Here is an 18261-nt window from a genome sequence, read left to right as displayed (position 1 = left end):
ATGTATTACAGTTTCAATAAACATTTGACTGATACTAGTGTTCTAATAGAGTCAAGACATGAATGAACCGTCTTTGCATTCATGTCTTGACTCATTATTTATAAGGTTTCCTGACCCAATTCCATAACTTGCCCATTTCTTCCCATGCCTGATCATAACGGCGCAATTGTTCCTTCAGGGCTGTATTTTCCTCTATCAGCTGTTTTTGTATAAAATCCTGTTCATGATGCATAAACTGTTCATCCCCAACAGGAAAATGGCGCATCCGTTTCAATAATGAAATAGCTTCTGCAATCGGATCGTTCCCACCCGGGATATCATTTTGACAATCCTCTTCCAAAGCTATTTTCTGGCTATTTTGTTTCCGCTCTTCCCGCGCTTTATCGATAGCATCCGCATATTCTTTTCGAATAGAGGCATTCCAGCGGAAACCGCATGCAGCAGATGTTCGTGATAACTGTCTCCCCACTTCATTAAAGGCTTCAAGTTGCGTTTTCCCTTCGCGTATATGACGAAGAACGGTATCCGCCAGCAAATTGTCTTCATCCTCTGTCCAGGCGTCCTGGCGTGTTGCATTCATAACATCCCTCCTCATGCACTCGCTAATAATGTATGCAAAAGGTAGGCATGATAGAATTCTACAATTAAAATCATCACAAAATAACCTGTGGCGCTATTGTCATAAACCAAGACCAGCAACACTGATTCAATGTGCTATTACACAAAAACAGATCACGTATGATGTGATCTGTTTACTGTCTTATTCATTCAATTAATTACTGGCGATAACTTCCCTGCCATCATAATGTCCGCAAGATTTGCACACATGATGCGGTTTTGTCAGCTCACCACAATTTGAACATTCATTAAGGCCCGGCACCTGCAAATTTTTATGCGTACGGCGCTGATTTTTCACCTTTTTCGATGTTTTTCTTTTTGGTACTGCCAAGTCTCACACCTCCTTCAAATGGATAAAGAAAGACACTACTTTTTCCCTTTATCTTCATCTTCCAGTAAAGAAGCCAATTTTTGCATACGTGGATCGATGGACGAATCCTCATCCTCTTCAGAAACCAGTTCCCATCCTTCTCCTTTTAACGGAGCTTGGCTAAGAACATTATCATCATCGGAAAATACGCGATAAGGAAGCGCCAATAAAATGTTTTCTTTGATCAATGGTGTTAAATCAAGAACATCCCCTTCAATTGGATGACTGTCACTATCTGAGTCCTCTTGTGTATCAGCAAATTCGTTAAAAACCTCAAAAGCACTGACACTCAACGGATAAGGAACATCAACCAACGTACGGGCACACGGCAAAATCACGTTGCCGTCAATGATGAATGTGAAGATGAAGTCGTCGCCCTGAACATCCACCTTTCCGCTGACATGAACCGATCCAATCGATCGAATGTCATTATTCATCGTTTCGAGTTCAGATACATCCACCTGATCATCAAAAGCAAAAGGCTCCTTATGGGTATTTTTTCTAATCTCTCCTACAGAGAATTTCATATGACCACCTCGAGGCAACAAGCATAATTTTAAAAGGAAAACACTGTTTTGTCAATATATTATCTTTATTCAGCTACTGCCATGATCATCCCAATCAAACCATATTACCATGCACTATAACACGTTTTTTGGTATAATACACACTAATTCGATATATGAGGAGCTGAAACGATGCAGGCTTGCGGTTTAATTGTTGAATACAATCCTTTTCACAATGGTCATAAGTTTCATATTCAGGCATCCAGGCAAGAATCCGGAGCGGACTGTATCATCGCTGTTATGAGCGGTCCATTCCTCCAGCGTGGCGAACCAGCCATTATTGATAAATTCCACCGAACGAAGGCAGCTTTAGCCGCTGGTGTGGATATTGTCGTAGAGCTCCCTTATTTATATGCCGTCCAAAGCAGTGACCTGTTTGCCCATGGGGCTGTGCAGACATTACATGAACTCGGTGTATCAAGTATCTGTTTTGGCAGTGAGTCCGGGGACATATCGCACTTCACCAGAGGATATGATCTGCTGAACCAGTATCAGACTTCCTATCAGACGATGCTGCAGACAAAATTAGACCAGGGGCTGGCCTTTCCGGAAGCTAGCCGTCTCGCTTATGAAACAATTGGTTTAACAACTGGCGGAATCGACCTGGCCAAGCCGAACAATATCCTTGGTTTCAGTTATGTTAAGGCGATTTTTAACAATCACTTGTCAATTGAACCCTTAACCATCAGCCGGTTAAACAGCGATTATCATGATGAGCACATGACTGGCTCTGTTGCCAGTGCCACAAGCATCCGACATGAACTGTTAAAAAAAGGCCATATATCAGCAGATGCCGCAAATAGTCTCCCTGAAGAAACTGTCAGTCAGCTCCAGACCTATCAGGCAGAAGCGACCAGTTGGCATACATGGGAGAATTACTTTGACCTTGTCCATTATCGGGTCATGACAATGACTGAAGAGGAACTCGCAGCCATTTACGGTGTGGACGAAGGCCTTGAACACCGGATTAAAAAAACAGGGAACAAGGCGACGTCCTTTCAGGGCTGGATCGGGATGATTAAAACAAAACGCTACACTTGGACAAGACTGCAGCGTATATTCACACATATTCTAACCAATACACGAAAAACGGATGCAGCATCTGTTAAACATAGTCAATCGGTCCCCCATGTCAGATTGCTGGGGATGACCAAAACGGGGCAAACTTACTTGCACAATTGGAAAAAAGCCATGAATGTCCCGCTCATTTCAACATTAGCACGTCAGGATAACCTGATAGCAGCCACAGATGAACGAGCGAGCCATGCCTACTACAGCAGTCTCCCTGCTGCAAGGAAACGGGCGTTTCAGCACCAGGAGCTTGAGCCGCCCATTATCCTCTGAGAGTATCAGCCATCGGCCAGAGAGAGCTGCTACGTCTTATGATCAGGCAGAATCAAGATCTTCGAGATACTCTAATGCATCTTGAAATGTGTCGACGGGGACGATGTCCATATCTGTATTAATTTCCTCAGCTGTTTTAACGGCTGCATGATAGTTGGAATCCTCAGCCCCATCATTGCTGTTGGCAAAAAAGATTTGACAGCCTTTATCATCTGCGGCGATCACTTTTTTGTCAACCCCGCCAATAGGGTGCACATTTCCTTGATAGTCAATTTCCCCAGTTCCGGCAACTTCATAACCCTTCGTCAAGTCTTCTTCAGTCAGCTGATCATACATTTCCAGAGAAAACATTAAGCCAGCACTTGGTCCGCCAATCTCGCCACTGGAAAAGTTAACTTCCGGATCAACCGCCACACTTCGATCTGTCACAAGCCGAATGCCAATGCCAGCTTTTGTGTCTTCATCCGAGAATTTTTCCAGACTAATATCTTCAGTCATTGTTTCCTTATCACGTTTGAATGTCACAGTGACCGTGTCGCCAGGATTTTTCGTTTTCATGTAGTCAAGTAAATCATTGGTTTCTTCGACGTTGTTTCCATCAACCTTTTTAATGTGGTCACCTGCCTGTAATTTATTATCGGCTGGCATGTTGTCAACAACCGATACAACATAAACCCCATTGTAATTGATCGTAATAGTCTTATCAGCCGCTTTATAAGCAACAACTTTGGCTGCCTGCTGCGAACTTTCCATCATCTGCAGCTGGGCATGAAAATATTCATCCTCTGATACCCCTTCCGGTCTCACGTCTTCAAGAGGCATAACTTCTTGATTTGGAAGAAGTTTCGCCCATACATACTGTACAGGGGTTGCCTGTCCGCCGCGAACGGTCACAAGGTGCATGTCCCCCTTGCTTTCATGGCCATTTTCCACCTTCACAATCGGGTCAAGCGAATCTGCACCACCCGGCTTGTAAATATAATAAGGAAGTTTATACGTTGAAATAAAAAATGCAATGCCTATAACAATCACGAGGGCAATAATATGTTTTTTTGTGATCCTCACAATTAAGCTCCTTTCAATTCCGCGTCATCCTGACTAGTCAAAAGTGTATGTCATAAAACAGCACGGTATGTGCGTATATTGGTAGAGACTTGAACAAGTTGTTAAGGCTTCTGACAGATCTGAACAACCAAACAAACATACAACTATAAAACTAAAGCTAGCGTTATTTTACTACTAACAAATAGAGAAGTACAGCAATTATCAATTCGACAGGAGGCTGACCCTTGAAACAAAAATTCAAAACCATTGCCCTGTCCGGAATAACTGTGTTCCTGGCCTTATCCCTGATTATATACCCTGATCAGTCGCTGGAAGCCAGTGTCCGCGGGCTGAACATATGGTGGGAAGTTGTTTTCCCTTCACTGCTCCCTTTTTTCATCACTGCTGAATTACTAATTGGCTTCGGATTCGTAAAATTTATAGGCGTCCTGTTCGAGCCCATTATGCGTCCATTATTTAATGTACCTGGTTCTGGAAGCTTTGCCTGGGCTATGGGAATGGCCAGTGGCTACCCTACCGGTGCCAAAATATCAGCCCGGCTTCGTGAGGAAGGACAGCTGACAAGAATTGAGGCGGAACGGCTTGTATCCTTCACGAATGCCTCCAGTCCTTTATTTATATTTGGTGCTGTTTCGGTCGGTTTTTTTTACGACGCAAAACTTGGGGCTGTTTTGGCGGCGTCACATTATATTGGTAACGCGCTGGTTGGCGTCTGCATGCGATTTTACGGACGGAAAAAGGAAATGAATAAAACGAAAACAACAAAACAGAAAACGTCACTCAGGCGAGCATTCAGAGAAATGCATCAGACCAGACTGGCCGATTCACGACCATTTGGCAGGGTTTTCGGTGATGCGGTCCTGAATTCAATCCAAACATTAGTAATGGTTGGCGGTTTTATTATTCTCTTTTCGGTTTTCACAAAATTAATCTATATTGCCGGCGTCTCGCCGCTTATCGCAACAATCCTGCAACAACTATTACAATTGCTGTCATTACCAGTCGACCTGGCCATGCCCATATTCTCCGGCTTGTTTGAAATTACACTCGGAGCAGACATGATTTCGCAGACTGAGACAGCAGCATTAATGGAAAAAATAATTGTCGTCAGTTTCATATTAGGATTTAACGGGCTATCTGTACAAGCTCAAGTTGCCAGCATTCTGGCAACGACAGACATCCGATTCGCACCATACTTTTTTGCAAGAATACTGCACGGATTATTTGCTGCTGTACTCGCTGTATTATTTTACACACCTCTATATTTAAATCGGCCATCGTTTAATTTTAGAGATGTACCCGTTTCCAATAACCCTTACAGTGAGCCATGGTTCAATCTTCTACATTATCTGGCTGAAATTGGTCCAATCGTCTCCTTCAGCGGATTACTGCTGGCTATTTTGATTCTGATCAAACGAATGAGGCCTTCATAAAAAAAGATGTTGACCCAGTGCGGCAACATCTTTTCCAGCTAATGCTATTGATATTTTTCTTTTAACGCTTTTTCAACAGACTGCGGGACCAGATCACTAACTTCGCCCTGATATTTGGCCACTTCTTTAACGATACTTGAACTTAAAAAAGAATAACGATTATTTGTCATCATAAACAATGTCTCAATCGTATCATCAAGCTTCCGATTCATGGATGTGATCTGCAGCTCATATTCAAAATCACTGACAGCCCGCAGACCCCGCAGAATCGTATCCGCCTGATGTTTTCTGGCATAATCAATCAATAGCCCTTTACTGGTATCTACTGACACATTACCTAAATGCGCCGTCGATTCTTCCAGCAGAGAAATCTTCTCCTGATCCGAGAAAAGAGAGGATTTAGACTGATTCGTAAAAACCGCTACAATGACATGGTCGAATATCCTCGAACCGCGTTCAATAATATCCAGATGACCGTATGTCACTGGATCAAAACTTCCCGGACAGATCGCTAATTGCCCCATCGGAAATCTCCCCCTTTAGTTGCCTTGAAAAATGGTGACGCCTGTCGTGCCGTTATACGTTTCCTGTTTCATCGTTGCCAAGTGATTAACCTGGCCGGATAAAAGCTTAGAAGCATCATGCTCACAGTACAGAAAACCATTTGGCTTTAACAGCTGCAAACTGCTGATGCGATCCAGCAATTTTTCGTAGTTGACTTTCTGATAAGGCGGATCAAGCAGTATAAGGTCAAATTGAAGATCTCGTTTTGCAATAGCATTCAGTGCCCGAAAAGCATCAGTCCGAAAAATTTCAGTCCGGTCATCCAGTTTCAGCTTACGCATATTGTTATGTATAGTACGTATAGCTTTCGGATAGGCATCGACGAAGAGAGCATTGCTCACACCTCTGCTCAATGCTTCAATCCCCAGAGCACCACTGCCCGCAAACAGGTCAAGACACAATCCGCCTTCAAAAAAGGGACCCATAACCTGAAAGACAGACTCCTTAATTTTATCTGAAGTCGGCCTTGTAACGCTCCCCGGCACAGACTCCAATGAACGTCCCTTATGTGAACCAGAAATTACCCGCATGCAACCACCTCAATGATTTATCATAATCGTATTCGGAAAAATTCGCAAGCATCTAAGCAAAAATCCCCAGATTATCGCCAGATGTTTTTACTTTTACAAACAGATAAGCCATTACGCCAGCAAAAAATATAAAAACAGGGTATAAATAACAAATTCTTGTCCATAATAATAAATGAAACAGCCCATATTTGCTTGGCTGTTTCAAAAACACGGAGAAGACTTACACTTCCCCATAAGTTCTTCCTCCGGTTTCTCCTCTCCCTTTGCCTTTTTGTTTTCTGAGGAGAAAACAAAGGGACCTGCAGAGTTATTTCTGCAGGTTTTTTTATGCCGAAGCCTTTCTATTTAGTTGCCAGTCCAAGCAAAAGACCTTTGCAGCTTGATTATGTAATAAGCAGCAAAGGTCTTGTTAATCTATTAATTATTCTGTTTAGCCTCATCTGGTTTAACGTTTTCGAAATTCGTCCGCAAAAAAGGCTTATATGAGTACTGCACTTCAGTAATGAATGGAAATTGCAACAGCTTAGCCTCGACCTGTTCAATCGTGTCCTGATTCACATAAATGACAGCATACTTCTGTCTCTTGGACACATAAAGCAAATGGCCGAAACGTTTGATATGTTTAATATTTTTCATATGCTGAAACCAAATCATTAGTCCTTGACGATTCACTCTCATTAATTATCCTCACCATCGCAATATTTACCCAGCTCAAAGCATGAATCAGGATGCACTGCAGCCGCAGCTTCCTCCGCTGCCGCATCCGGCATCCGTCAGAGCAGCACCGTCCTTGGGCGCCTTGATGCCATCACTGACGCTAAAAGCAATGTATTCACTGATGTCATCAAGCATCTTCTGTAAATTCCGCTCAGCAATCTTAAATTGCGCCACTTTCTCATGCATATCCATTTCGCGTTTAGCAGTCCGCACTTCTTTCATGATCTTATTAAAATCCGGATGGTACCTGCCAAAACGCTGCACCTCATCGTACTGTTCCTTCATATCGTTAAAAGCCTTGATCAGCTGTTGAGCTTCTGCATCGTTATTAAGTGCTTCACGGGCATCTTGATAGGATTCCATAACATCTGACTTCAGAACCATGTTACTAACCACATCAGAATAATCAAGAATGTCTGCGTACTCCATTGTCCCTATCATGATTTCACCTCCACTATTATCGTATCACGTCTTGTGGAAGAAAAAAACAGGTAACCTACTCTTTCAGCGCTTGAGCCAGATGAATCAGCATGTTCGCATTTTGCAGCTGGTTCTCGATTCGATTAACCTGCTGTGAAAACGTTTGGCCATGAAACTGCTTTGAAGCTTTTTCGAGATCTTGCATTCGCTGTGGATCTTTGGTTAAATAGCGATACCAAACAGGATTAAAACGAACAAATTGATGCAATTCAGGATTCTGTCTTAAATAGTTATAAATAGCTGGCTGCATAAAGCACCTCTAATCCTTGAAGATACTGAAGAGATTTTGGTTGCTGGAGGGATCCTGATTATTGGTCGGCTGTTGCTGGGATTCATTTTCCGACGGCTGAAACTGACTCAAAAGCCCCTGAACAGTTGAAATCGTTTCGTTGAGATTCTGTACCTGGCTTTGCACTTTATCCATATCGACTTTCTCCGACATTTGGATAAGCTTATCCATCCATTCGGCTTTCCCCTGTTTGGTCCGCGCCGATTGTTTACCGTCCGTCCTTTCTTTAAACTGATCCCAAAATGGGTCATCTTCCCCAAGTAAAGCCCATTTTTCATAATAGGTTTGCAAACTTTGGCCGTTTTTTCGCACTTCTTTCACTAACTTTGGGTTCTTTTGTAAAAAGGCTTTAAACTCCCTTACACTCGGATGCAGGTTATTACTCATCACACTCACCTCTTACAATAGCTGTTACGCATAGTTTATGAGTCATCAGCCGTCAATGTGCAAGATGACACAGAGAAAAAAGCTGCGTATGCGTTGGACCATTAGTCTTTATTAAGGAAGTTTTGCGTATAATAAGACCGATGAACCCCAGCACCCAGATGAGTAAAATCGTCATTCAATAATGCTTTACGGTGATCCTCACTGTTCATCCATCCATGAAGAGCACTCTCAGCATCAGGATACTGTGCTGCAATATTTTCACCAGCTGTCTGATAAAAGACTTCTTTCGCCGCTAATCGCTCTTTCAGCCCGTCTCCATCCTGGCTGTAATGAGAAAAATAATGATTTTCTGCCATATCACGGCTATGCTCATAGGCGACATCGCTAACCGATTCATCCCACTTCAGAGGTGATTTTTCGTGCTGGTAACGAACAACATTTGTTAAATAAAAGATTTGCTGTTCAGCTCCCTCTTCAATTTGTGTCCACTGGTCATCGGTAAATTCCGGATCCTCCGGCATATCACCGCGATACTTAATTTCATAAGGCTGGTGCAATAGCAGAATATCAGCTGACAGCAGCCGGACAGCAGATAATTCATTCATAGAGGTGTCAAAATAAAGTTGTAAAAACACATTATCGGACACTTTCACAAGCGGCCTTTCCTGTATATCTGCGTCGTTCAGCCGGAATGTGTAGCTGGACATATCTTTGTCATAAGTGATCTCCCGGGAAAAATTGAAAGCATCATCTGCCGCCTCATAAGTTTGTCCAATTGTCACCGGTTCGACGGCCAGATCATTGCCCAGCGCGTAAACAGACGCAACGTGATGCTCTTTAATCCCAAATTGAACATACTGATCCTCGCCATCTGTATAAAGCCAACGTTCATACCCGTAAGCACTTAAATCTTTTCGCAAAGGCTCACCCAACTTTTTTTCCAGTTCATCGGCAGATTTAGTCATCCATTGATAAATGTCACCTTCCAGCGGTACAGCAGAACGTTTTTCAGGTACTTCTTTCGATTCAATTTTCGTCTTGTTTTGTTCCAGAACATGAGGATGGCCCGTAGTTGTGCTATCCTCGCCGATACTACTTTGTGCTGAAACATAATAACCAACGGCAGCAAGAACCACCAGCAGAACAATCACTCGTATAAATCGCAAGGTATTTCTCCTTTTATAAATTGATTGCTGTTACAATAATTTGTATGTACAAGCACCCGCACATATGCCCGGAAACCTGAAAAACAGCTAAATACCTGACGCTCAGGCAACTATGTATTTGGAAAGCAAGCTTCGTCAGAACGATTTTCGCCATGTAACTATTTTCATAATACTATATCATGAACCTGAAATCATATAATTAAACAAATTTGTAAGCTATGTTGATCTGTTTGGTGAAAAGAAAAAACAGAAGTACTTATTCACCACTTCCCTTTTTGATTGCAAGCAGCGGCTATTTTTATTATGATTAAAGTGATTAGGATAATTTTGCGAGGTGGTAAAATGAATCTGGAGAATACAGGGATTGAGGAGAAAACCGTTAATATTAAACCGCTGGACCGTCTGATGGGGCATCATGCTTTCATTCGTGCTGGACAATGGGACTACGAACGTGTCACATACGATTATAAGATTGGGTCCAAAGAGAATAACATTACATACTATATCCGTATACAGGGCTATGCCATCGAAGGCGATGTGGATCTTGGCAATGCTGTTATTCAGCTTAAAACACCACTTCTCGGAAAGCATTATTATCCGCATGGTGTGGAATATGGTGAAGAGGAAAATTTTCCAGAGAATCTGGTTGACCGGGCTCACAGTCTGGTCACTAGAGTTAAGGAAGCTATTGACCAACAAGAAAAATAAACAGAGAATCTTACCAAACCAACTGCTTTAATCATCAGAGTAAGCGGTTGGTTTTTCTTAAGTGATCCATACGGCTGCAGCCTGTTTTGCAGATTACATACCAAATACAGTTGTCATGGCAATACGATACTGCTTATCACTCTCACTAATAATACACGTTTCGATGAGGCAAGAATGAAAGGAGATTTCCGTTTATTTTGTTTGGATCTATTACAAAACGCCAATGGACACTTATTTTCCTGGCGATCATTCTATTGCTCACCCTGGTTTTTATACTGCCAATCGCTATCCCTTTAGTTATAGCATTTATAACAGCCTTAATTCTTAATCCTTTCATCCGTTTTATGCAGAGAAAAATAAAAACTGGAAGAAAAACAGCTGTTATAATGGCTTTTTTAATATTTTTAGTGTTTTTGGGGATCAGTGGCGCCTTTATAGTGACAACAGCTGTTACACATGTCGTCAATTTTGTTGAAGACATCCCTTCTTACATTACAGAGTTAAATCAAATTTATGATACATGGGAAGCAAGCTTTAAAAATTATACAAAAAACCTTCCCGATGAGTTTTATGAACAAGTTACCGGTACCATCGAAACACAGCTCATTTCAATCAATGAAACCTTAAAAGAAACGATTACCATTGACCGGCTTGCACAATTCGTCGCAAGCATCCCTCAATATCTGATCAGCTTTATCGTTTATTTAATTGCCTTGTTTCTATTTATGCTTGAAATGCCGGCACTTAAATCGAAATTCTATAATTTACTGAGGGACGAAACAGCTGAAAAAGTATCTTTCATGAATAGAAGACTTATTGATGTCGTGACAGGATTCATCAAAGCACAATTCCTTGTGAGTCTTCTCATCTTTGCCGTCGCATTGGCTGGACTGTTCTTAATAACACCAGATGTTGCCATCTTAATGTCTGTCATCATATGGATCGTCGACTTCGTTCCTATTATCGGTTCAATTGCTATTCTTGGCCCTTGGGCGCTGCTTGCTTTCGTAGCAGGTAATATATCGCTGGGAATTCAATTGACTGTCCTGGCAATTATACTGCTGGTCATCCGCAGAACCGTCGAACCAAAAGTCATGGGCCAGCGTATTGGCTTGTCACCACTTGCTACATTGATTGCGATGTTTTTAGGAATCAAACTGCTAGGTCTGCTTGGGTTTATTATCGGTCCTCTAATCCTTATCGCCTTTAATTCCGCCAGAGAAGCCGGTATAATCAAATGGCAAACCAAAATTTAAAAGTGTGCGGATAACCGCACACTTGTTTAACCTCCCAATATAGCTTTAAGCATACTTGTTGTCTCCCCGCTATCATAAATGATGTAGAGCAAAAGATAGACCATAACACCAGTAATGGCACTTAAAAACCAAATGACACTTGTCACTGGGCCAACTTTTTTATGAATATGAAACTTCCGTTTAAATGCCAGGGTCAGCGTAACCACTCCAAATATGGCACTTACTGTCGCAAGCGTTATATGGAAGATTAAAAAGATGGTGTAATAGATCTCAACATCCTCAGGCCCGCCAAAACTGGTATTTCCGATAAAGGCTGTTCGGGATACATATATTGTAAAAAAGAGTAATGCACTGATGGCTGCTGAAATCATTGTGCGCTTATGTGCCTTCACTTTTCTTTTAGCAATAAACACCCATCCGATTGCAACCAACACAGCGCTTATGACAATAAATGTTGTACTGAGGGTCGGTAATAATGGCATATATTTTAAGTCACCCTTTCTAAGCGGAATTCATCTGCGAAACAATCATCATGATCGCATATCCTTCTATACCGCTGATTAACTTAACAGCAGAACATTGCTGCTTCGCTATGTTTGCGTTTGTCCCTTTCCTTGTTCATACGGCTGATCTGGCAGTGAATCCACTTTTTCAGGATATTGAGCAAATCCTTTAAAAAATACAATTGCCAATAGAATGCCATATGTGATTTCCTGCATAAGTTTCATAACAATACCGCCCAATTGCTGATCTTCCCTTATTGTAAACGGAGAAAACATTTCTGGACCTGAAATAGCAGGATTTAACCCCTGCAGCACATCAGGTGGTACACATAGAGCCAAGGCCTGTATCCACGAACCTTCTGATGTGTAAGTTGCGTAAATGGGATCCGTCGCAAAAATCAGCAGTGCACAAGCAGGCGTTATCAAAACGCCATTGGCAAAGATATAAAATATTTTACCTAAAGGTGACATATAATTGAATTCTTTAAACGGAGCTAATATTGGCCACCAGACAATAAATGCCGCTGCTAAAATAATGAGAGATATAGATGAGTGCACCATTTGTGATGTCTGCGAAAACTCAAATATAGCCGGAAAATGATAAAGCGAAAACAGGACATTAAATAATAACAACGAAATAACAGGTTTGGTCAGGACTTTAAGCACAGGTTTGACGCCCCGGCGGTTAACAACTTTGTCCCATAACCAAGTTGGAATACCTTCGATGATAAATATCGGAAATACAAGATAGTAAATAGCCATTTGCACCATATGGCCTGTCAGCATGATATGGCCCAATAAATCAACAGGTGCTCCCTTAACCGCATATAATAGCAGCAATCCGCCATAAAAAAAGAGCTGCTGTTTCATTGACGGCCGGTCCTGCCCTGCTCCGCCAAATTTATGACGATATGGGCCGGTCACAAAATAATACAACAAGGCAATCCCCAAAACAAATGAGAGAAAATAAGGGCTCCATAACGCACGAAAACCAAATATTTGTAAATCCAGCCACATTTAAATTCACTCCGTTTAGTACCTAGGATACGGTACTGTTTAGTATAACGCATTTAACCGTCAGACAAGCGACGGATATGTGACAATTTCCTAAAGAATAATACAGGACCGGGGCCGCCCCGATCCTGTATTAGGCAAGCGGCAATTGAGAGTCTAAGAAGCAGAAATGTCTCTTTAATCAGCTCTCCATCACCACCATGTAATGACACTTAGTGCCGCAAGGGTCAAAGCAGCAGCAAACATACCTCCGTACATCATAACAGCCGGCATCGTATGATCTTTATCCTTCAGGTGCATAAAATAATACAATTGAAAGCCCACCTGCACGACTGCCAGGAACAAGATCAATGGGATGGCAACCATCGCATCCATGGCATCGGTTGCCACGACAGCGAAGGCAATGATCGTAAACAAAATCATAATCACAAATGAGATCAGCTGTTTTTGCATCTCTTCTTTTTTCTTTTGCTTTTCAAATGGTGTGGATTGATTGGAATTTGAGTTCTTTGTCATACATTAACCCACCTTTCCCATGAGATACACAACGGTGAAAATAAATACCCAGATAACGTCAATAAAATGCCAATATAGACTGAATGTGTAATATTTAGGCGCATTGTACAAGTTCAAACCGCGTTTGGCATTACGAAGCATAATGGCAATAAGCCAAGCGATTCCAAATGTGACGTGTCCGCCATGAAAACCAACTAATGCATAAAAAGCTGACCCAAAAGCTGATGTCTGAAACGTAAAATCGTACTCAGTAATATAGTGGGTGAACTCGTAAATTTCGCATCCCAAAAAGGCTATACCAAGAAGTGCTGTAATGCCCAGCCATAGCTGCATTTTTTTAAACGCATTATTTTTCATATGATACATCGCGTAGACACTTGTCAATGAACTGGTTAAAAGAAGCATTGTCATAATAAAGACAAGCCCCAGTCCAAACAGCTCGTCGGCTGCCGGACCGTCAGCAGTTGAATGTCTCAAAGCAATAAATGTACCAAATAAACAGGCAAAAAGAACAGTCTCACCACCCAGGAAAAACCAAAAACCTAAAAATTTGTTTTTGCCCTCCTGAGTAGCTTTTTCTGGTTCACTCGGCATCGTTTCCGGGTTCAAGGAATGATCATGACTCATATTAGTCAGCCTCCCTTTCAAGTTCTTCTTTTGGTATATGGTGACCATGATCATCTTTAAGTGATCTGATTAGCATACTGCCCAGTGCAACGGCCATTCCGCCAAATAACAAAATGTATGCCCAGTTATAATCAGTCTGATAAATGAACCCAAAGCCGGCAATAAACAGACCCAGAGACATTATGAAAGGCAAAAAGGATGAATTTGGCATGTGAATACTTCCCAGTGGTTCAGCTGGTGTCGGCGTTCCATTTCCTTCCATTTTTTCGATCCACAATGCATCTAACCCGCGAACGAGCGGTGTCTGTTTAAAGTTATACTCAGGCGCCGGAGAAGCCACTGTCCACTCAAGTGTTCGGCCATCCCACGGATCAGCCTCAGCCCGCTCATGTTTCACAGCAGAATAAATGGCGTTTATCAGAAAGACAATGACGCCAAAGGCCATAAAGAATGCTCCTATCGTACTGATTAAGTTACCTAAATCAAGCTGCTGGTCTTCGAAATATGTCCAGTAACGACGCGGCATTCCCATTAGACCAAGGAAGTGCTGAACCATAAAGGTTAAATGGAAACCGATGAAAAATGTCCAAAATGTCAGTTTGTTCATTCCTTCGTGCAAAACACGTCCAAACAGTTTCGGCCACCAGTAGATAAGTCCGGCAAACAGACCAAATATCGTACCGCCGACAATAACATAGTGGAAGTGTGCTACGACAAAATAGGTATCATGATACTGATAGTCTGCCACAACAGTCGCTACCATAACACCAGTCATACCACCGATCGTGAATGACGGAATAAAACCTAAAGCCCAGAGCATCGGACTTTTCAGTGATATGCTGCCGCCCCACATTGTTGCAAGCCAGTTGAAAATTTTAATCCCTGTTGGCACCGCAATCGCCATTGTCGCAAGAGCAAAGATCGAGTTCGCTACAGGTCCCAGTCCAACTGTAAACATGTGGTGTGCCCAAACCATAAAGCCGAAAAAGGCAATCAAGATCGTAGCAAACACCATCGCCGTATAACCAAACAGCCGTTTTTTGGAAAAGGTCGAGAATATTTCACTGAACACGCCAAATAGCGGCAAAATCAAAATGTAAACTTCCGGGTGGCCAAATATCCAGAAGAGATGCTGCCAGACAATCGCATTACCACCGAGACCGACATCAAAAAAAGCAGTCCCGAACATGCGGTCAAACATCAAAAGGAACAATCCAACTGTTAAAGCCGGAAAGGCAAATAAAATTAGAACACTTGCTACAAACACTGTCCATGTAAACAAAGGCATGCGCATATAGGTCATACCCGGTGCACGCATGTTAATAATGGTTACCAGAAAGTTAATCCCGGCCATTAGTGTTCCAGCCCCAGCTATTTGCAGACCAAGAACATAGAAGTCAACACCATGTCCCGGTGAGGTGACTGAAAATGGTGCATATGCCGTCCAGCCTGCATCAGGTGCTCCTCCTAAGAACCAGCTGAAGTTTAGCAAGAGACCACCAAAGATAAACAGCCAGAGCCCTAAAGAGTTCAAAAATGGGAAAGCTACGTCTCTAGCTCCAATTTGTAAAGGAACAATGGCATTCATTAACGCAAAAATCAGTGGCATGGCAGCTAAAAAGATCATCGTTGTACCGTGCATTGTCATCAATTGATCATAAAAACCTGCACTGACAAAATCATTTTCAGGTTTAATTAACTGAATACGGATAGCCATGGCTTCAAGCCCACCAAGCAGGAAAAAGAAACCTCCGCCGAACAAATATAAATGTGCTATTTTTTTATGGTCGACTGTTGTTAAATAATCCCACAGGACAGCTCCGAAACCCCTCTTTTGAGCAGTTGCTACACTCACAGTTTAATACCTCCTTTAGTCATCGTCTTCACTGTCACTCACGGTATCTGGTGTGACGTCAGTTGGCTTCAATTGCAATAGATACTCTGCAATCTTACCTGCCTCGTCTTTAGATACGTCCGGGTATTGCCCTGTCATCTTATTACCCGGTTTTATCGCCTCTGGATCCATAATCCAATCAACGACATTTTCTTTATTTAAGTCTTTGATGCCAGCAAGACGCGTCCGATTACCAAAATCAGTCAGGTTTGGACCAATTTGTGTTGGTGACGATCCAATCGCGTGGCAAGCTGTACAGTTCTTTTGTTCAAACAGCGATTTACCTTCCCGAGCCACAGCTTTATCAGGTTCCGCGTCCGGATCCGCATTTTCCATGTCATCTGTCCATTGGTCAAATTTATCCGGACTCACAGCAATGACTTTAAAGTCCATCAATGAGTGAGAAGGTCCGCAGAATTCGGCACATTTACCGTAGTAAACGCCTTCTTCTTCAGCTTTCAGATACATGGTATTCTCATTATCCGGATTGACGTCCATTTTACCCGAAAGAGCAGGAACCCAGAACGAGTGAATAACATCAGATGACATCATATTCAAATATACTTTCTCTCCAACCGGGATATATAAATCCTGACTTGTCTGGATTTCTTTACCTTCATAATTGAAATGCCACCAGAACTGATTGCCTGTTACTTCTACATTCAAGTGGTCACTTGCATCTGATTCATCAGCCAGATCAAAGGTAGCCATTATTGTTGGCACAGCTATAATCAGCAACAGAATAATTGGAATAACGGTCCATATTGTTTCCAGCGTCTTATTGCCTTCTACCTGCTTTGGAATATAGTCTTCCTGGCCTTTCTTTCTGCGGAAGCGGATCAGAACAATTGTAAACACAATCACAACAACAGCCAGAACGAACAGCATAACGACCGTCGTTAGAATAATTAAGTTAAATGAAATATTTGATCCATAACCTTTTGGATCAAGCGCAGTCAGGTTCTCTTTGCCGCAACCCGATAAGATCAGCGAGGTTAACGCTAACAGAGAAAACGCCCGGAGTTTACCCATCCAACCTTTCATGTATTCATACCTCTCTTTCTCCTTGTAACTTTCCATTTAATGAAATTTGCACACACAAACGCTGTTAATTGAAAGGGAGTTCCATAGTAACGACAACCATTAATAAACACAGGACCACTAAATAGTTTAATGACTAAACAAATATTTTATTAGCCCACTTCAAATCATTTTTTGTAAAAAATCCACTGAATCCTAATGCCAGCCACCCGATATTAAGAACAGTCGCGATTATTATAAATGCAGGGCCCAAAAAGCCCATTAAAAATGGGAGCGGCAATAAACAGGTAATATATACCATAATTTGCCGTTTGGTTATGGCAAAATCGTGTACAGCGGGCAGCATTGGTATAGACGCAGTCTTGTAGTCCTTCGTTTTTTCATGGCTAATGCTAAAAAATGCGGTGTCTGCCAAATAAACATAATAAGAAATAATACAAAGGCTATTATATCCAGGCCAGGATCAACAGCGCCCCAGCCGATCAATGGCGGAACAGCACCTGAGACACAACCGATAATAGTGTTAAGCGTGTACCTGCGTTTGGACCACATGGTATACAAAAACACGTATACAAACCAGCCAGCAAAAGCTATCAAAGCAGCCATTTCAGTTGTAAACAAAAGAAGCACCAGTCCCAGGACACTTGCTGAAATTCCCAACCAGAGAACATAATTGAGCGAAATACTGCCTGTAACTGTGGAACGTGTTTTTGTCCGGGACATAACGGGATCAATATCAGCGTCATACCAGTTATTTAGCATATACCCACCAGCAATGACGAATGCACTCCCAGCCATTGTCAGCACCAAAACAGGCCAGTTTGCCATAAAAGAAACATTTGTAATGTAACTGGCCAGCCAGAAACCGACGATTGCTGTGATTAAATTCGAGATGACAATACCAGTCTTTGTCAGAGCTTTAAACTCTGATAAGAATGCTGCGGGATTTTGTTGCCACATAACGGGCTTCTTGTCTGATAAAGAAACCGTTTTATCGTTATTCATTAATAATCATCCCCCCCTTTTCAAACTAATCACCATAAACATTTTGGCTATGTGCATTCTTTATTATGCCTGATCATCCCAAAATTATCCTCCAAACCAACCATATTATATCATGAAATGCCGTTGCGATCTATTAGACATTTCACACAACTGATTGATTATGACGAA

General features: G+C 42.0%; 22 protein-coding genes and 1 pseudogene. 4 read left to right on the top strand and 19 right to left on the bottom strand.

Annotation, left to right across the window (positions count from 1 at the left end):
• Positions 1-94 precede the first annotated feature (94 nt).
• The 3 genes from ACFQU8_RS00455 to ACFQU8_RS00445 form a co-directional block, all read right to left on the bottom strand.
• Complete coding sequence (locus ACFQU8_RS00455; protein WP_382357186.1) at positions 95-580, bottom strand: RsfA family transcriptional regulator; 486 nt, start codon at positions 578-580, stop codon at positions 95-97.
• A gap of 192 nt (positions 581-772) precedes the next feature.
• A complete protein-coding gene (rpmF, locus tag ACFQU8_RS00450; RefSeq protein WP_382357185.1) occupies positions 773-949 on the bottom strand; it encodes a 50S ribosomal protein L32 in 177 nt (58 codons plus the stop codon).
• Positions 950-984: 35 nt separating this feature from the next.
• Complete coding sequence (locus ACFQU8_RS00445; RefSeq protein ID WP_382357184.1) at positions 985-1515, bottom strand: YceD family protein; 531 nt, start codon at positions 1513-1515, stop codon at positions 985-987.
• A gap of 171 nt (positions 1516-1686) precedes the next feature.
• Here ACFQU8_RS00445 and ACFQU8_RS00440 point away from each other — a divergent pair, with 171 nt between their 5' ends.
• Positions 1687-2898 carry a nucleotidyltransferase gene (locus ACFQU8_RS00440; protein WP_382357183.1) on the top strand — a complete coding sequence of 404 codons (1212 nt, stop codon included), beginning with the start codon at positions 1687-1689 and terminating at the stop codon, positions 2896-2898.
• 42 nt (positions 2899-2940) lie between these two features.
• Here ACFQU8_RS00440 and ACFQU8_RS00435 read toward each other — a convergent pair whose 3' ends face one another.
• The gene (locus tag ACFQU8_RS00435; RefSeq protein WP_382357182.1) at positions 2941-3963 is read right to left on the bottom strand and encodes a SepM family pheromone-processing serine protease; all 1023 of its coding nucleotides are present in this window, start codon (positions 3961-3963) and stop codon (positions 2941-2943) included.
• Positions 3964-4187: 224 nt separating this feature from the next.
• Here ACFQU8_RS00435 and ylbJ point away from each other — a divergent pair, with 224 nt between their 5' ends.
• Positions 4188-5396: a sporulation integral membrane protein YlbJ gene (ylbJ, locus tag ACFQU8_RS00430; protein WP_382357181.1), complete on the top strand. Its 1209-nt coding sequence runs from the start codon at positions 4188-4190 to the stop codon at positions 5394-5396.
• 44 nt (positions 5397-5440) lie between these two features.
• Here ylbJ and coaD read toward each other — a convergent pair whose 3' ends face one another.
• From coaD to ACFQU8_RS00390, 8 genes are all read right to left on the bottom strand, one after another.
• Entirely contained in the window at positions 5441-5920 is a 480-nt protein-coding gene (coaD, locus tag ACFQU8_RS00425; protein ID WP_382357180.1) for a pantetheine-phosphate adenylyltransferase, read from the bottom strand.
• Between the two features lie 15 nt (positions 5921-5935).
• Positions 5936-6490 (bottom strand): 16S rRNA (guanine(966)-N(2))-methyltransferase RsmD, encoded by a 555-nt coding sequence (gene rsmD / locus ACFQU8_RS00420; protein ID WP_382357179.1) that lies wholly within the window; start codon positions 6488-6490, stop codon positions 5936-5938.
• A 52-nt stretch (positions 6491-6542) separates the two neighbouring features.
• Positions 6543-6695: a hypothetical protein gene (locus ACFQU8_RS00415; protein WP_382357178.1), complete on the bottom strand. Its 153-nt coding sequence runs from the start codon at positions 6693-6695 to the stop codon at positions 6543-6545.
• A gap of 212 nt (positions 6696-6907) precedes the next feature.
• On the bottom strand, positions 6908-7168 hold the full coding sequence (locus ACFQU8_RS00410) for a YlbG family protein (protein ID WP_382357177.1): 261 nt from the start codon (positions 7166-7168) through the stop codon (positions 6908-6910).
• A 45-nt stretch (positions 7169-7213) separates the two neighbouring features.
• Complete coding sequence (locus ACFQU8_RS00405) at positions 7214-7648, bottom strand: YlbF family regulator (protein WP_382357176.1); 435 nt, start codon at positions 7646-7648, stop codon at positions 7214-7216.
• A 55-nt stretch (positions 7649-7703) separates the two neighbouring features.
• Positions 7704-7937, bottom strand: a complete 234-nt coding sequence (locus tag ACFQU8_RS00400) for a YlbE-like family protein (RefSeq protein ID WP_382357175.1) — start codon at positions 7935-7937, stop codon at positions 7704-7706.
• Positions 7938-7946: 9 nt separating this feature from the next.
• A complete protein-coding gene (ylbD, locus tag ACFQU8_RS00395; RefSeq protein WP_382357174.1) occupies positions 7947-8363 on the bottom strand; it encodes a YlbD family protein in 417 nt (138 codons plus the stop codon).
• A gap of 101 nt (positions 8364-8464) precedes the next feature.
• Entirely contained in the window at positions 8465-9529 is a 1065-nt protein-coding gene (locus ACFQU8_RS00390) for a CAP domain-containing protein (RefSeq protein ID WP_382357173.1), read from the bottom strand.
• Between the two features lie 342 nt (positions 9530-9871).
• On the opposite strand from ACFQU8_RS00390, the gene ACFQU8_RS00385 reads away from it, so the two are divergent.
• Both ACFQU8_RS00385 and ytvI read left to right on the top strand, forming a co-directional pair.
• Positions 9872-10237 (top strand): YugN family protein, encoded by a 366-nt coding sequence (locus ACFQU8_RS00385; protein ID WP_382357172.1) that lies wholly within the window; start codon positions 9872-9874, stop codon positions 10235-10237.
• 197 nt (positions 10238-10434) lie between these two features.
• Positions 10435-11493, top strand: a complete 1059-nt coding sequence (gene ytvI / locus ACFQU8_RS00380; RefSeq protein WP_382357171.1) for a sporulation integral membrane protein YtvI — start codon at positions 10435-10437, stop codon at positions 11491-11493.
• Between the two features lie 26 nt (positions 11494-11519).
• On the opposite strand, the gene ACFQU8_RS00375 is transcribed toward ytvI, so the two are convergent.
• The 7 genes and pseudogenes from ACFQU8_RS00375 to cyoE form a co-directional block, all read right to left on the bottom strand.
• Positions 11520-11975: a DUF420 domain-containing protein gene (locus tag ACFQU8_RS00375; protein WP_382357170.1), complete on the bottom strand. Its 456-nt coding sequence runs from the start codon at positions 11973-11975 to the stop codon at positions 11520-11522.
• 108 nt (positions 11976-12083) lie between these two features.
• Positions 12084-13013 carry a cytochrome c oxidase assembly factor CtaG gene (gene ctaG / locus ACFQU8_RS00370; RefSeq protein ID WP_382357169.1) on the bottom strand — a complete coding sequence of 310 codons (930 nt, stop codon included), beginning with the start codon at positions 13011-13013 and terminating at the stop codon, positions 12084-12086.
• A gap of 189 nt (positions 13014-13202) precedes the next feature.
• A complete protein-coding gene (ctaF, locus tag ACFQU8_RS00365) occupies positions 13203-13526 on the bottom strand; it encodes a cytochrome c oxidase subunit IVB (RefSeq protein ID WP_382357168.1) in 324 nt (107 codons plus the stop codon).
• Between the two features lie 3 nt (positions 13527-13529).
• Positions 13530-14153 (bottom strand): cytochrome (ubi)quinol oxidase subunit III, encoded by a 624-nt coding sequence (locus tag ACFQU8_RS00360; protein WP_382357167.1) that lies wholly within the window; start codon positions 14151-14153, stop codon positions 13530-13532.
• Between the two features lies 1 nt (position 14154).
• Positions 14155-16008 carry a cytochrome c oxidase subunit I gene (gene ctaD / locus ACFQU8_RS00355; RefSeq protein WP_382357166.1) on the bottom strand — a complete coding sequence of 618 codons (1854 nt, stop codon included), beginning with the start codon at positions 16006-16008 and terminating at the stop codon, positions 14155-14157.
• 15 nt (positions 16009-16023) lie between these two features.
• Positions 16024-17091 carry a cytochrome c oxidase subunit II gene (gene coxB, locus ACFQU8_RS00350; protein ID WP_382357165.1) on the bottom strand — a complete coding sequence of 356 codons (1068 nt, stop codon included), beginning with the start codon at positions 17089-17091 and terminating at the stop codon, positions 16024-16026.
• A gap of 133 nt (positions 17092-17224) precedes the next feature.
• Positions 17225-17916, bottom strand: a pseudogene (gene cyoE / locus ACFQU8_RS00345) (heme o synthase).
• Positions 17917-18261: the final 345 nt, after the last annotated feature.

It is taken from the genome of Lentibacillus kimchii (assembly GCF_042666895.1).
Lineage (GTDB): Bacteria > Bacillota > Bacilli > Bacillales > Amphibacillaceae > Lentibacillus > Lentibacillus kimchii.
Note: the sequence above shows the minus strand (reverse complement) of the source record. Positions and strands in the feature narration are given on the sequence as shown.

Bases quoted from the DNA above. Each gene is read 5' to 3' on its own strand.
- ACFQU8_RS00455 (WP_382357186.1), bottom strand. From the start codon at position 580: ATGAATGCAACACGCCAGGACGCCTGGACAGAGGATGAAGACAATTTG.
- ACFQU8_RS00445 (WP_382357184.1), bottom strand. From the start codon at position 1,515: ATGAAATTCTCTGTAGGAGAGATTAGAAAAAATACCCATAAGGAGCCT.
- ACFQU8_RS00440 (WP_382357183.1), top strand. From the start codon at position 1,687: ATGCAGGCTTGCGGTTTAATTGTTGAATACAATCCTTTTCACAATGGT.
- coaD (WP_382357180.1), bottom strand. From the start codon at position 5,920: ATGGGGCAATTAGCGATCTGTCCGGGAAGTTTTGATCCAGTGACATAC.
- rsmD (WP_382357179.1), bottom strand. From the start codon at position 6,490: ATGCGGGTAATTTCTGGTTCACATAAGGGACGTTCATTGGAGTCTGTG.
- ACFQU8_RS00410 (WP_382357177.1), bottom strand. From the start codon at position 7,168: ATGAGAGTGAATCGTCAAGGACTAATGATTTGGTTTCAGCATATGAAA.
- ACFQU8_RS00405 (WP_382357176.1), bottom strand. From the start codon at position 7,648: ATGATAGGGACAATGGAGTACGCAGACATTCTTGATTATTCTGATGTG.
- ACFQU8_RS00400 (WP_382357175.1), bottom strand. From the start codon at position 7,937: ATGCAGCCAGCTATTTATAACTATTTAAGACAGAATCCTGAATTGCAT.
- ylbD (WP_382357174.1), bottom strand. From the start codon at position 8,363: ATGAGTAATAACCTGCATCCGAGTGTAAGGGAGTTTAAAGCCTTTTTA.
- ACFQU8_RS00385 (WP_382357172.1), top strand. From the start codon at position 9,872: ATGAATCTGGAGAATACAGGGATTGAGGAGAAAACCGTTAATATTAAA.
- ACFQU8_RS00375 (WP_382357170.1), bottom strand. From the start codon at position 11,975: ATGCCATTATTACCGACCCTCAGTACAACATTTATTGTCATAAGCGCT.
- ctaG (WP_382357169.1), bottom strand. From the start codon at position 13,013: ATGTGGCTGGATTTACAAATATTTGGTTTTCGTGCGTTATGGAGCCCT.
- ctaF (WP_382357168.1), bottom strand. From the start codon at position 13,526: ATGACAAAGAACTCAAATTCCAATCAATCCACACCATTTGAAAAGCAA.
- ACFQU8_RS00360 (WP_382357167.1), bottom strand. From the start codon at position 14,153: ATGAGTCATGATCATTCCTTGAACCCGGAAACGATGCCGAGTGAACCA.
- coxB (WP_382357165.1), bottom strand. From the start codon at position 17,091: ATGAAAGGTTGGATGGGTAAACTCCGGGCGTTTTCTCTGTTAGCGTTA.